We start from the raw sequence: 13,114 nt of genomic DNA on the forward strand, positions 1-13,114 counted from the left end.
CGATCAGAGATCGGCCGGCAGCGGTTCTTTCAACCAGGTTTGCGAGTTCTTTTCCAGCGCACCGTCAGCCTTGGCGGTGGTGAGGATCTGATTGACCTTGTCCAGCAACGCCGGCTCGTTCTTGTTCACGCCGACGTACACCGGAGAGTCCTTGAGCTTCACTTTCAGGGCCGGTACGCGTTTCGGGTTTTTCTCGCTGATCGCCACCATCACCACGTTGCCGCTGGCGATCAGGTCGACTTGCCCGGCAAGGTAGGCGGCGATGGTCGAGTTGTTGTCTTCGAAGCGTTTGATGGTCACGCCTTCGGGGGCGACTTTGGTCAGCTCGATGTCTTCGATGGCGCCACGGGTGACGCTGATGGTTTTGCCCTTGAGATCGTCCAGGCCCTTGATGGCGGCGTCTGGCGGACCGAATACGGCGAGGTAGAACGGCGCGTAGGCACGGGAGAAATCAATGACTTTCTCGCGTTCAGGGTTCTTGCCGAGGCTGGAAATCACCAGGTCGACCTTGCCGGTGGTCAGGAACGGGATGCGGTTGGTGCTGTTGACCGGGGTCAGTTCGAGTTTGACCTTGAGTTGGTCGGCCAGCAGTTTGGCGGTATCGATGTCGAGGCCGCGCGGTTTCATGTCCGGGCCGACCGAACCGAACGGCGGGAAGTCCTGGGGCACGGCGACTTTAAGGGTGCCGCGTTTGACCACATCCTCCAGACCGTCGGCGTGGGCGGGTGCCTGGCTCAGCATCAGGCTGGCAAACAGGGCTGCGAGGAGGGCGCTGTAACGCTGGGTCATGGCAAATCTCCGGATCGGCGGGAAGTGATTTCTGCGGATCGACAGAGCACGGGCCATGCCAAGATTCGGTTTCAGGGGTTGCAGGCCACGGTTTTGCTGGTGTTGCTCGGTCTTACTGGTCTGAACAGTTGGGTGGCATTTCGCACCTTGATGGCGCAACCGTGAAAACTCCCGAACCCCCATGGGGCACGACTTGCCGGACGTCGCGAATAGCTTTACAACTAGCCGCTCATTGGCCTGGTTCGTCTGAAGAAACCATGAACTCGATCTCCCGCGCAGTACCTGAAGTGGCGCTGCAAGCCATCCGCAAACTGATCACCGAGCAAGGTTTCGGGGCGGGTGATGCCTTGCCCTCGCAACGGGACCTGGCGGTGCAATTGGGGGTCAGCCGGGCGTCGTTGCGCGAGGCGTTGTCGTCCCTGAGTGCGCTGGGCGTGATCAGCATCCAGCCGGGCAAGGGCGTATTCGTGCAGTCACCGGTCGATCTGCCCCGGGGCGATGCGGTGCCGGGCTGGCCATTCGCGGCCCAGGCATCGCCGCTGGACATCTTCCAGTTGCGCTATGCGCTGGAGGGTTTTGCTTCGGGTTTGGCGGCCGTGACCCTGAGCACCGAGGATCTTGATGCCCTGGAAGACAACGTCGCCGCCATGCGCAACGAACTGCGTGCCGCCAACTTCGATGCAGCGGCGCGACTGGACTTCGAGTTTCACCGGCGCATCCTCCTGGCCAGCGGCAATCAGGCGATGCTGAGCATCCTGACAGCCAGCGCCGACATCTTTCTGGAGAGCCAGAAGCTACCGTTCATCCGGGCCGAACGGGCCATGGAAACCTGGCAGGAACACCGTAAAATCCTCCGTGCACTGGCGCGCCGATCGTCCGGTGCCGCACAGAAGGCCATGCAGGAGCATGTGCGCAACGCCGCCCTGCGCACCGGGATTGCCTTCGTCGCTCCCGCCACCTCGTGACTTGAGCTATACCCAAATTCATGGGCCACCATAGCGAGACTCAATCATCTGCGGCTTCCTGAACGGGGGAAGGGCAGCTATGATGGGCCACGTTTTTTTGCTTACAACCTGGAGACTTCCATGAGCAGCGATCTTATCAAACACGTTAGCGACGCTAGCTTCGAGGCCGACGTACTCAAGGCCGAAGGCGCTGTACTGGTCGACTACTGGGCTGAGTGGTGCGGCCCTTGCAAAATGATCGCTCCTGTCCTGGACGAAATTGCCGAGACCTACAAAGGCAAGCTGACCGTTGCCAAACTGAACATCGACGAGAACCAGGAAACCCCGGCCAAGCATGGCGTGCGTGGTATCCCGACGCTGATGCTGTTCAAGAACGGCAACGTCGAAGCCACCAAGGTCGGCGCGCTGTCGAAGTCGCAATTGGCCGCTTTCCTCGACGCCAACATCTAAGCGTTGTTATAAAGCGTCATGAAAAGGCCCCGCATTATGCGGGGCCTTTTCGTTATTGAGGGCTAGACGCTCCGAAACTCAGGTGGTACATTCGGCCCCGCACTGGTTTCTCCACTGCCCCCTGCTAGCCGTCGCCGACGCACTCCTTTTCGAATAAGTACGCGATCCTGTCGCCTTCTCTGCGGCGCGGCCTCATTAAGCCAAAAGCTTAATTTCCCCCCTCCATAAATGATTACGTCATTCCTATATGAATCTGACTGAACTCAAGCAAAAGCCGATTACCGAACTGCTCGAATTGGCCGAACAGATGGGCATAGAAAATATGGCCCGTTCGCGCAAGCAGGACGTGATTTTCTCCCTGCTCAAAAAGCACGCTAAAAGCGGCGAGGAAATCTCCGGTGATGGCGTGCTGGAGATTCTCCAGGACGGCTTTGGCTTCCTGCGCTCCGCTGACGCTTCCTATCTCGCCGGCCCGGACGATATCTACGTCTCGCCGAGCCAGATCCGTCGCTTCAACTTGCGCACCGGTGACACCATCGTTGGCAAGATCCGTCCTCCGAAGGAAGGCGAGCGGTATTTCGCGCTGCTCAAGGTCGACACGATCAACTACGATCGTCCCGAGAACGCGAAAAACAAGATTCTCTTCGAGAACCTGACCCCGCTGTTCCCGACTGTGCGCATGAAGATGGAAGCCGGTAACGGTTCCACCGAAGACTTGACCGGTCGTGTCATCGACCTGTGCGCCCCGATCGGCAAAGGCCAGCGCGGCCTGATCGTCGCTCCGCCGAAAGCCGGTAAAACGATCATGCTGCAGAACATCGCGGCAAACATCGCGCGTAACAATCCTGAAGTTCATCTGATCGTGCTGTTGATCGACGAGCGTCCGGAAGAAGTGACCGAAATGCAGCGCACCGTGCGCGGCGAAGTGGTTGCCTCGACGTTCGACGAGCCGCCAACCCGCCACGTGCAGGTTGCCGAAATGGTGATCGAGAAGGCCAAGCGCCTGGTCGAGCACAAGAAGGACGTGGTGATTCTGCTCGACTCCATCACCCGTCTGGCGCGTGCCTACAACACCGTGATCCCGAGCTCCGGCAAGGTGCTGACCGGTGGTGTCGATGCCCACGCCCTGGAGAAACCGAAACGTTTCTTCGGTGCTGCACGGAACATCGAAGAAGGCGGCTCGCTGACCATCATCGCTACCGCGCTGGTTGAAACCGGTTCGAAGATGGACGAAGTGATCTACGAAGAATTCAAAGGCACCGGCAACATGGAATTGCCTCTGGATCGCAAGATCGCCGAAAAACGTGTGTTCCCGGCCATCAACATCAACCGCTCCGGTACTCGCCGCGAAGAGTTGCTGACAGCCGACGATGAACTGCAGCGTATGTGGATCCTGCGCAAACTGCTGCACCCGATGGATGAAGTCTCTGCCATCGAGTTCCTGGTCGACAAGCTGAAACAGACCAAGACCAACGACGAGTTCTTCCTGTCGATGAAGCGCAAGTAACACGAAGTACTGTCTGGTCCTGGAGTTGGTTAAACCTGTCCAGGACGGGACAAACGCTTCAAAGAAGGGCGCCCCCAAAAGGGCGCTCTTTTTTTTGCGCTCGGTATTTTGTATCTGGATTGATACTTGTCGTGCTGTAAACTGGAGCCCATTCAATGGGTGCCGCCGCCCGCTAACAGCAGATCAATTGCCCCTGTATTCAATCTGGCTGGCGATTGAGTCAAGTGTTTTGACAGATCTTTCCAGAAGTTGATCTCCGTCGAATCTCCGCAGTCGCGCTACCGGTGAGTCCCTTTTCAATCAGCTTTGTATCGGGAACGACAAGGAACGTTATGCACACATTTGGCAATCGCCGTGATATCGACGGATTGCGGGCTCTGGCCGTTATTCCGGTCGTGCTGTTTCATTTTGGCTTCAGCACTTTCAGCGGTGGCTTTGTCGGTGTCGATGTCTTCTTTGTCATTTCCGGATTCCTGATTACCAGCATTCTGTTCCGTGAGATCGGCGCGCAGCGTTTCAGCTTCGTCGATTTCTGGGCTCGCCGTGCACGACGGATCATTCCGGCCCTGAGTGTGGTGCTGCTGGCGACGCTGGCTCTGGGCTGGTTGCTGCTGACGGCCAAGGACTTCTCCGAGTTGGGAAGAACGGTTCGTTATCAGTCGCTGTTCATTTCAAATATTCTGTTCATGCGCGAAGACGGCTACTTCCAGCCTGCGTCGGAATTGAAGCCGCTGCTGCATACCTGGTCCCTGGCCGTTGAAGAGCAGTACTACATCTTCTTTCCGCTGTTGATGGTGTTGTTGATGCGCCATGTACGCCATTGGCGCTGGATGCTGTTTGCCATGCTGCTGGTGTCTTTTGGGCTCAATATTGCCTATATCGACCGCAAGCCCGACGTCGCTTTCTTCTCGCTGCCGACACGCGCCTGGGAGCTTTTGTGCGGTGCCATGCTTGCGGTCTTGCCCGCCTCAAAACAGGCTGTGCGGCCCTGGCTCTATCAGTCTGTGGGAGTGGCCGGGTTAACGGCGGTCCTGGTGGCAGTTTTCACTTTTGACAAGGCGACGGTGTTCCCAGGCTGGGCGGCACTGCTGCCTGTGCTCGGTGCAACCGCGCTGATCTGGTCTGGCGGGTACGGTTCTACATGGAGTGGTCAGGTTTTAAGTGCTCGCGCGCTGGTATGGATCGGCTTGCTCTCCTATTCCTTGTATTTGTGGCACTGGCCGGTCTATGTCTACGCCAATGCCACTTCGATCGACGGCATTCAGCCCTTGGAGGCTACGGGCTGGATGCTATTGGCGCTCGGGCTTGCTTGGTTGAGCTGGCGCTTCGTCGAGCTTCCATTCCGTGAACGGCTCCTGCTTGCCGGACGCAAGCCTGTGTTATTGGGGGGCTTGCTAGCCATGATCGCGCTGGCCGTCACCGGTTCGATGGTGCGATCGGCGGACGGTTTTCCTCAACGCCTTACCGGCAAAGCGCTGGAATATGCGCAGTCTCGAGAGTGGCGGGCCGGGCAGATGAAATGCATGTTGGTGACTTCGGACAAAGAACTGGACAAGGCGTGTCTGGTGGGTGGTAACGAAGAGATTCCGGCGACACAAATGTTCTGGGGCGACAGTCACGCGGCCGCGCTGTTACCGGCGATCGAAAGTAGCGCAAAGCGCGAGGGTCGCCCGGTATGGCTTTACAGCATGAGTGCCTGTCCGCCGGTTCTGAGCAATGACCTGCGCCAGCGTTGCAAGGATTTCAACGAGCAGACAATGGAGCGGGTTCGCAGTCTGCAGATCAAGGATGTGGTGCTGGCATCCAATTGGAACCTGTACATTTACGGTCGCGAAGACGGCGATAAAAAGGTCCTGCTTAATCAGTATGACAATATGGCTCAGGCCGAGGAACGCATGGCCATGGCGCTCAAGGCGCGGGTGGCGGCGATAAGAGGCGCGGGCGCGCAAGTCTGGTTGTTCAAGGAAGTGCCGCTGCAGCGCAAGGGCTCCATTGACCGACTGACGAGCCTGGCCCGCATCGGGCGATCGGCCGAGGGACTGGGCCGACCGCTCGAAGAGCATCTGGCGCGCCAGCGTTTTCTCAATACCTTGTTCGACTCGATGAGTGCCGCCGACTCAGGTGTGCATGTCATCGATCCCACGCCATTGATGTGTGTGGGCCAGATTTGCAGTATCGAGGTCAATGGTCATTCGCAGTACAAGGACGAGGATCATCTTTCGGACGCCGGCAGTGCCCGCTTGAGCCCGTTGTTTGCCCCGGTGCTGCTGGGTGCAAATCACAATTGATTGCTGCTGCGCACTGACAGGCTGCTGTTTGGGCGGCAGAGCAGGTAGGATGTACGCCTATTTTAGGGGTGCCATCGTCAAATGAAATTCAAGGATCTTCGGGATTTCGTGCAGCAGCTTGAGCAGCGCGGAGAGTTGAAACGCATCCAGATCCCCGTCTCTCCAGTGCTGGAGATGACCGAAGTCTGCGATCGCACGCTACGGGCCAAGGGCCCGGCGTTGCTGTTCGAAAAACCTGTCGGCTATGACATTCCGGTGCTCGGCAACCTGTTCGGCACCCCCGAGCGGGTGGCCATGGGCATGGGGGCCGAATCGGTCAGCGAGTTGCGCGAAATCGGCAAGTTGCTGGCGTTCCTCAAGGAGCCCGAGCCGCCGAAAGGTTTGAAGGACGCCTGGTCCAAGCTGCCGATCTTTCGCAAGATCATCTCGATGGCGCCGAAAGTCGTCAAAGACGCGGTGTGCCAGGAAGTGGTCATCGAAGGCGACGATGTCGACCTCGCGATGTTGCCGGTGCAGACCTGCTGGCCAGGCGATGTCGGCCCGCTGATCACTTGGGGCCTGACTGTCACCAAAGGTCCGAACAAGGATCGCCAGAACCTCGGCATTTACCGTCAACAGGTGATCGGTCGCAACAAGGTGATCATGCGCTGGTTAAGCCACCGTGGCGGCGCGCTGGATTACCGCGAATGGTGCGAAAAACACCCCGGCCAGCCGTTCCCGGTGTCCGTGGCGCTGGGCGCTGACCCGGCCACCATTCTTGGCGCCGTGACGCCGGTGCCGGACAGCCTCTCCGAATACGCTTTCGCCGGTCTGCTGCGGGGCAATCGCACCGAACTGGTGAAATGCCGCGGCAACGACCTGCAAGTACCGGCCACTGCCGAAATCATCCTCGAAGGCGTGATCCATCCGGGCGAAATGGCCGATGAAGGTCCGTACGGCGACCACACCGGCTACTACAACGAAGTCGACAGCTTCCCGGTGTTCACCGTCGAGCGCATCACCCATCGGATCAAGCCGATCTACCACAGCACCTACACCGGCCGTCCGCCGGATGAGCCGGCGATTCTCGGTGTGGCGCTGAACGAAGTGTTCGTACCGATCCTGCAGAAGCAATTCCCGGAGATCACTGACTTCTACCTGCCGCCCGAAGGCTGCTCGTACCGCATGGCCATCGTGACCATGAAGAAGTCGTATCCCGGTCACGCCAAGCGGGTAATGCTCGGTGTCTGGTCGTTTTTGCGACAGTTCATGTACACCAAGTTCGTTATCGTCACCGACGACGATATCAACGCACGGGACTGGAACGACGTGATCTGGGCCATTACCACGCGCATGGACCCCAAGCGCGACACGGTGATGATCGATAACACGCCGATCGACTACCTGGACTTCGCCTCGCCGGTCTCCGGCCTGGGTTCGAAGATGGGGCTCGATGCCACGCATAAATGGCCAGGCGAAACCACCCGTGAGTGGGGCCGGGTCATCGTCAAGGATGAAGCCGTTACCCAACGGATCGATGCCATCTGGAATCAGTTAGGAATAGATTGATGCGTGTAACCTTGCAGCCCTCCGGAGCAGTGCTTGAGATTCTGCCCGGCGAGCGGATTCTCGATGGCGCGCGGCGCCTGGGCTATGAATGCCCGCAAAGCTGTCGTAACGGCAATTGCCATGTGTGCGGCGCATTGCTGGTGGAAGGGCGGGTCGAACAGGCTGGCGATGTGCGCGACCATGGCGAGTTCTACACTTGCATTGCAGAGCCGCTGGAAGACTGCATCGTGTTGTGGGATGGCGTGCTCGCGCTGGGAGAACTGCCGGTGCGCAGCGTGTCGTGTCAGGTCATTGAATGCAGGGACGTCGGTGGCGATACCTGGCGCGTGCGTCTGCGTGCGCCAGCGGGCAAGCCGCCGCGCTATCACGCCGGCCAGTACCTGATGATCGAGCGTGAGAGTGGCGAGAAATCCGCTTTTTCCCTGGCCTCTGCACCGCATTCCGGCCGCGACCTGGAAATTCATGTGCTGGCGCGCGAAAGCAGCGCGCTGAGCCTGATCGAACAGCTCCAGCGCAACCCGATGGTGCGGATCGAGATGCCGTTCGGCGACACCCATCTGGCGGAACTGCCGAACGGTCCTCTCGTACTGATTGCTGCCGGTACCGGCATGGGCCAGATCCACAGCCTCATCGAACATTGCCGCGCCACGGGCTTCAAGCATCCGGTGCACCTGTATTGGGGCGTACGTCGTCCCGAAGACTTTTATGAGATCGAACATTGGGATGAATGGCTGAAGCTGCCCAATCTGTTCCTGCATAAAGTCGTCAGCGATCAATGCGGCTGGCAGGGGCGTTGCGGCATGTTGCATGAGGCGGTGTGTGAAGATTTCCCTGATCTGAAAGCACTGCACGTCTATGCCAGCGGCTCTCCAGCCATGGTCTATGGCACGCTCGATGCTTTGGTCGAAGCGGGGATGGATGCCCATCAAATGCGTGCCGATGTATTTGCTTACGCCCCGCGATCATAGGTGCGTGAACCGTTCTAGAAGCGCACCCCGGTTGTCACCATGGCGGCATTGAAGCCGAGCAACACCAGCTCGGCTGCCAATGGTCCGTAGTGTGCCCCGACTGAAGGAATGATCACCGGCGCGACCCCGAAGTGATTCAGAGGGATCTTGTCCTGAGACTTGCCGCTGTAACCTTGCAACAGACCACCGGTAAGTTTTATGTACACGGGATAGTCAGCGCTCTCGTAGCGTTTGCCCGCATACGCATAATATGAACGCTGGCTGAACGAGTTGCGAAAAGTTGCGCCACCAAACAACCAACCGGACGCTTGCTCGCGCTCAAGACCGATGAGGTCCTGATTGTTATTGTGGTCGGAGTCGGGGGAGAAGTGTCTGGTATAGACGCTGGCCTGCAAATACCAGGAGCCGGTGTCTTTCGCAGAGGTGTCCTCGGCCAGCGAGTGCTGCGCCGTGAGCATTAGAAGTAACCCGTAAATCCATGGTGTTTTCATTGTTCAGGCCTTTGAGGCAGTTTGGTTTGCGTCTTTGGGTGGCCGTTATACGCGACGTAAAGCTGCAATGGGTAGGCGGTAAATCCGAAGGGTTTGTAGGCATTTTCTCCTAGGTGAGCTTTATCCTAGACGCGCCGAATGCTTATGTATATTTCGTTCTGGTATTTAAGAATTCTCTTAAATGATATTAGGGTATATCGCCAAGCCCTCCAGCTTCAGTATTGGATTTTTTATAGGGGGCGCAAGGTCATAGGGCGCTTAGTACTTTTCGTTTTAGTATTACTGCTATATGTTCTATGAAGTGAAAGTTGTTTATATTTTGTAATAATTGCTGGGCCAAAATTTTATTGCCATGAGCGCCATTGAATCTGCTTTTTTGAATCTGGCTTACCCTCCGCGGCTCGATCTGGGGCCGCAGCTTACACACGAACAATTGCTCAGCTCGATGCAGTCGACCATGGCGCGCCACAAGGGTGGGCCGGTCTGGTTATTCGCGTATGGTTCGCTGATCTGGCGGCCTGAATGTGCGGCGGTTGAGCGGGTGCGCGGCCGGGTGCATGGCTACCATCGCGGTTTGTACCTGTGGTCCCACGAGCATCGCGGCACGCCGGAAGTGCCGGGGCTGGTATTTGGCCTGGATCGCGGTGGTTCGTGCAGCGGGTTCGCCTATCGTTTGCCCGAAGAACAACTCGAGGCTTCACTTTATGCACTCTGGCAGCGCGAGATGCCATTCCCTTCCTATCGTCCACACTGGCTCAACTGCCGTCTTGAAAACGGAAACCAGGTTCAGGCATTGGGATTTGTATTGGAGCGGCACCTGCCCAGCTATGCCGGCAACTTGCCGGATCACGTGCTGAGCCAAGTATTCGAGAACGCTTGCGGGCGCTATGGCACTACTCGCGAGTATGTCGAGCAGACCGCCCACGCCCTGCGTAGCCACGCCATGCCAGACCGGAATCTGGAGGCGCGGCTCAAGCGCTGTAAATCAAAGGCAGATCAGGCGAGCGCTTCGCGGCCCTGACTGGCGACGTTTTTGTGGCCCAGGGTGGGTGCCAGGAACGCCATCGCCAGCAGGCAGGCAACGACCAACAGAATGAAGCCGCCATTCCAGCCGAAATAGTCCACGGTGTAGCCCATCATGGCACTGGCCGCGACGGAACCACCCAAGTAACCGAACAGGCCGGTAAAGCCTGCGGCCGTACCCGCGGCCTTCTTCGGCACCAGTTCCAGCGCCTGCAGGCCGACCAGCATCACCGGGCCGTAGATCAGGAAGCCGATGGCGAACAGCGAGATCATGTCGATCATCGGATTGCCCGGTGGATTCAGCCAATACACGATCGTCGCAACGGTCACCAACGCCATGAACACCATGCCGGTCAGGCCACGGTTGCCACGGAAGATCTTGTCCGACATCCAGCCGCACAGCAGCGTGCCGGGAATGCCCGCCCACTCGTACAGGAAGTAAGCCCACGAGGTCTTGTCGAAGTCGAAGTGCTTGACCTCTTTGAGGTAGGTCGGCGCCCAGTCCAGAATGCCGTAGCGCAGCAGGTAGACGAAAACGTTAGCCAGTGCGATGAACCAGAGCATTTTGTTGCGCAGCACGTATTTGACGAAGATGTCCTTGGCGCTGAATTCCTCTTCGTGACTGGCGTCGTAGCCTTCCGGGTAATCGTTTTTGTACTTCTCAATCGGCGGCAGGCCCGTCGACTGCGGAGTATCGCGCATCACGATGAAGGCAAACACGGCGACCAACAGCGCCACGGCAGCCGGTACGTAGAACTTGCTGTGCCAGTCGTTGAACCAGCCCATGCCGAGAATCGCCAGCGGGCCGATCAAGCCACCGCCAACGTTATGCGCGGTGTTCCAGACCGAAACCACGCCGCCACGCTCTTTCTGTGACCACCAATGCACCATGGTTCGCCCGCTCGGCGGCCAGCCCATGCCTTGCGCCCAGCCGTTGATGAACAGCAGGATGAACATCATGGTCACGCTGGAGGTGGCCCAAGGTGCGAAACCGAAAACGAACATCACCGCGGCGGACACCACCAGGCCAAAGGGCAGGAAGTAACGCGGGTTGGAGCGGTCGGACACGATGCCCATCAGAAACTTGGACAGGCCGTAGGCGATTGCAATCGCCGACATCGCCACACCCAGTTGGCCTTTTGTATAGCCTTGGGCGATCAGGTCCGGGAACGCCAGGGTGAAGTTCTTGCGCAGCAGGTAGTAACCGGCATAGCCAATGAAAATCCCGGCGAAGATCTGCCACCGAAGGCGTCGGTAGGTGCTGTCTATTTTTTCTTCAGGCAATGGAGCCTGATGTGCGGCAGGACGAAAGAAAGCAAACATTCAAGAGCTCCAGATTTCTTGTTTTGACTGCGGATGCGAATGTTACAGTTTCGTTACCGAAAATAGCACCGGTTCGCATCGGCAAAACAGCGGAAATGTTGGAGATTGCATGTTCCTTTATGAACATGTCGCTCAGGTATAAATGAGAGTCGGTACGGGGATGACGGAGCCAGGTCGCAGGCTGCGACCTGGCTTGAAAACGATCAACGAACCTGCACGACCACCTTTCCGACCGCCTTGCGCTGGCCAAGATCATTGATCGCCTGCGCCGCATTGCTCAGTGGATACACCTGCGACACCAGCGGCTTCAATTTGCCTTCGGCGAACCAGTGAAACAACTGCTGGAAGTTCGCCGCGTTGTCCTGTGGCTGGCGCTGGGCAAACGAGCCCCAGAACACGCCGACCACTGCAGCACCTTTGAGCAGTGCCAGGTTCACTGGCAGTTCGGGGATACGTCCACTGGCGAAACCGACCACCAGAAGACGACCGTTCCAGGCGATGGCGCGGATGGCCTGGTCGAACAGGTCCCCGCCCACCGGGTCGTAGATCACGTCGGCGCCCTGGCCGTCGGTCAGGCGTTTGATTTCGTCCTTGAGGCTGGTTTCGCTGTAGTTGATCAGCTCATCGGCGCCGGCGGCTTTGGCCACCGCGAGTTTTTCCGCACTGCTCGCGGCGGCGATCACCCGGGCGCCCATGGCTTTGCCGATTTCCACGGCGGCGAGGCCGACGCCGCCGGACGCGCCGAGCACCAGCAAGGTTTCGCCGGGTTGCAGGTTGCCTCGTTGCTTGAGGGCGTGCATCGAAGTGCCGTAGGTCATGCTGAAAGCGGCGGCAGTGTTGAAGTCCATCGATGGCGGGATCGGCAGCACGTTGTAGCCCGGCACCGCGACCTGCTCGGCGAAACTGCCCCAGCCAGTCAGGGCCATGACCCGGTCACCGACCTTGAGGTGGCTGACCTTTTCCCCCACCGCGCTGACCACGCCAGCCGCTTCGCCACCCGGTGAAAACGGGAAGGGCGGTTTGAACTGGTATTTGCCCTCGATGATCAGCGTGTCCGGGAAATTCACCCCGGCCGCGTGCACGTCCAGCAGGATTTCGTTCTTCTTCGCAACAGGACTGGCGACGTCTTCCAGCACCAGCGATTCGGCAGGGCCGAAGGCTTTGCACAGCACGGCTTTCATCAGGGCTATTCCTTTGGGAGTGATGGCCGATAAGTGTAGGTGTGTGAGTTAACGGGTCAACGAGCATGCCCGACCCTGATAGTCAGCCATAAGCTTGTGCTTGAGCGGCGGGTCGTTATGCTAGGCCGCAAACCGGATAAGGAGCGAATTGTGAAAGCGTGGATCATGTTGATGCTGGCCCTGTCTCTGCCTGTGGCAGCGATGGCCGAAGAAGCCAAAGAAGGTGAAGCCCCGAAGGTCAACTACATCACCCTGAGCCCGCCGTTCGTGGGCAACTATGGGTTGGATGGCACGCCGAAGCTCAAGGTCTACAAGGCCGATGTGGCGCTACGGGTGACTGGTGACGAGGCGACCAAGGCGGTGAAGGCCAATGAGCCGTTGATCCGCAATCAGCTGGTGGCGTTGTTTGCCCAGCAGACCACTGAAACCATGAACAACGTCGAAGCCAAGGAAAAGCTGCGTCAGGAAGCCTTGAAGCAGACCCAGCAAGTGATGAACGACGAAACCGGCAAGCCGGTGGTTGAGGATCTGTTGTTCAACAACCTCATTATCCAGTAAGGCTTTTGTTGTCTGGGGCGGCC

12 protein-coding genes are annotated in these 13,114 nt (G+C 58.4%); 8 read left to right on the forward strand and 4 right to left on the reverse strand.

All coding sequences use genetic code 11. The features are described 5' to 3' along the window. Window positions 1–3: 3 nt before the first annotated feature. A complete protein-coding gene (locus ACEN8R_RS25405; RefSeq protein ID WP_018927568.1) occupies window positions 4–789 on the reverse strand; it encodes a transporter substrate-binding domain-containing protein in 786 nt (261 codons plus the stop codon). Between the two features lie 257 nt (window positions 790–1,046). On the opposite strand from ACEN8R_RS25405, the gene ACEN8R_RS25410 reads away from it, so the two are divergent. The 6 genes from ACEN8R_RS25410 (at window position 1,047) to ACEN8R_RS25435 (ending at window position 8,515) form a co-directional block, all read left to right on the forward strand. After that, the gene (locus tag ACEN8R_RS25410) at window positions 1,047–1,754 is read left to right on the forward strand and encodes a FadR/GntR family transcriptional regulator (protein WP_019580526.1); all 708 of its coding nucleotides are present in this window, start codon (window positions 1,047–1,049) and stop codon (window positions 1,752–1,754) included. 120 nt (window positions 1,755–1,874) lie between these two features. Next, window positions 1,875–2,204: a thioredoxin TrxA gene (gene trxA, locus ACEN8R_RS25415; protein ID WP_003206727.1), complete on the forward strand. Its 330-nt coding sequence runs from the start codon at window positions 1,875–1,877 to the stop codon at window positions 2,202–2,204. Between the two features lie 247 nt (window positions 2,205–2,451). Continuing rightward, window positions 2,452–3,711 (forward strand): transcription termination factor Rho, encoded by a 1,260-nt coding sequence (gene rho / locus ACEN8R_RS25420; RefSeq protein ID WP_007899384.1) that lies wholly within the window; start codon window positions 2,452–2,454, stop codon window positions 3,709–3,711. 332 nt (window positions 3,712–4,043) lie between these two features. Continuing rightward, window positions 4,044–5,999, forward strand: coding sequence for an acyltransferase family protein (locus tag ACEN8R_RS25425; protein ID WP_495624429.1), 1,956 nt, complete (start codon window positions 4,044–4,046; stop codon window positions 5,997–5,999). A gap of 81 nt (window positions 6,000–6,080) precedes the next feature. Further along, a complete protein-coding gene (ubiD, locus tag ACEN8R_RS25430) occupies window positions 6,081–7,547 on the forward strand; it encodes a 4-hydroxy-3-polyprenylbenzoate decarboxylase (RefSeq protein ID WP_018927571.1) in 1,467 nt (488 codons plus the stop codon). Then, window positions 7,547–8,515, forward strand: coding sequence for a CDP-6-deoxy-delta-3,4-glucoseen reductase (locus ACEN8R_RS25435; RefSeq protein WP_018927572.1), 969 nt, complete (start codon window positions 7,547–7,549; stop codon window positions 8,513–8,515). The genes ubiD and ACEN8R_RS25435 overlap by 1 nt, the downstream gene beginning before the upstream one ends. 14 nt (window positions 8,516–8,529) lie before the next feature. On the opposite strand, the gene ACEN8R_RS25440 is transcribed toward ACEN8R_RS25435, so the two are convergent. Next, entirely contained in the window at window positions 8,530–8,973 is a 444-nt protein-coding gene (locus ACEN8R_RS25440) for a hypothetical protein (protein ID WP_019580529.1), read from the reverse strand. 385 nt (window positions 8,974–9,358) lie between these two features. On the opposite strand from ACEN8R_RS25440, the gene ACEN8R_RS25445 reads away from it, so the two are divergent. Then, complete coding sequence (locus ACEN8R_RS25445; protein WP_018927574.1) at window positions 9,359–10,027, forward strand: gamma-glutamylcyclotransferase; 669 nt, start codon at window positions 9,359–9,361, stop codon at window positions 10,025–10,027. Here ACEN8R_RS25445 and glpT read toward each other — a convergent pair. Next, the gene (gene glpT, locus ACEN8R_RS25450) at window positions 10,003–11,352 is read right to left on the reverse strand and encodes a glycerol-3-phosphate transporter (protein ID WP_018927575.1); all 1,350 of its coding nucleotides are present in this window, start codon (window positions 11,350–11,352) and stop codon (window positions 10,003–10,005) included. The genes ACEN8R_RS25445 and glpT overlap by 25 nt on opposite strands. A 203-nt stretch (window positions 11,353–11,555) precedes the next feature. Then, entirely contained in the window at window positions 11,556–12,533 is a 978-nt protein-coding gene (locus ACEN8R_RS25455) for an NADPH:quinone oxidoreductase family protein (RefSeq protein WP_018927576.1), read from the reverse strand. A gap of 150 nt (window positions 12,534–12,683) precedes the next feature. Between ACEN8R_RS25455 and ACEN8R_RS25460 the strand changes: the two genes are divergently transcribed. Continuing rightward, window positions 12,684–13,091, forward strand: a complete 408-nt coding sequence (locus ACEN8R_RS25460) for a flagellar basal body-associated protein FliL (RefSeq protein ID WP_019580533.1) — start codon at window positions 12,684–12,686, stop codon at window positions 13,089–13,091. Window positions 13,092–13,114: the final 23 nt, after the last annotated feature.

It is taken from the genome of Pseudomonas sp. Pseusp15, from assembly GCF_059492165.1.

Bases quoted from the DNA above. Each gene is read 5' to 3' on its own strand.
- ACEN8R_RS25405 (WP_018927568.1), bottom strand. From the start codon at position 789: ATGACCCAGCGTTACAGCGCCCTCCTCGCAGCCCTGTTTGCCAGCCTG.
- ACEN8R_RS25455 (WP_018927576.1), bottom strand. From the start codon at position 12,533: ATGAAAGCCGTGCTGTGCAAAGCCTTCGGCCCTGCCGAATCGCTGGTG.
- ACEN8R_RS25425 (WP_495624429.1), top strand. From the start codon at position 4,044: ATGCACACATTTGGCAATCGCCGTGATATCGACGGATTGCGGGCTCTG.
- rho (WP_007899384.1), top strand. From the start codon at position 2,452: ATGAATCTGACTGAACTCAAGCAAAAGCCGATTACCGAACTGCTCGAA.
- trxA (WP_003206727.1), top strand. From the start codon at position 1,875: ATGAGCAGCGATCTTATCAAACACGTTAGCGACGCTAGCTTCGAGGCC.
- ubiD (WP_018927571.1), top strand. From the start codon at position 6,081: ATGAAATTCAAGGATCTTCGGGATTTCGTGCAGCAGCTTGAGCAGCGC.
- glpT (WP_018927575.1), bottom strand. From the start codon at position 11,352: ATGTTTGCTTTCTTTCGTCCTGCCGCACATCAGGCTCCATTGCCTGAA.
- ACEN8R_RS25445 (WP_018927574.1), top strand. From the start codon at position 9,359: ATGAGCGCCATTGAATCTGCTTTTTTGAATCTGGCTTACCCTCCGCGG.
- ACEN8R_RS25435 (WP_018927572.1), top strand. From the start codon at position 7,547: ATGCGTGTAACCTTGCAGCCCTCCGGAGCAGTGCTTGAGATTCTGCCC.
- ACEN8R_RS25440 (WP_019580529.1), bottom strand. From the start codon at position 8,973: ATGCTCACGGCGCAGCACTCGCTGGCCGAGGACACCTCTGCGAAAGAC.
- ACEN8R_RS25410 (WP_019580526.1), top strand. From the start codon at position 1,047: ATGAACTCGATCTCCCGCGCAGTACCTGAAGTGGCGCTGCAAGCCATC.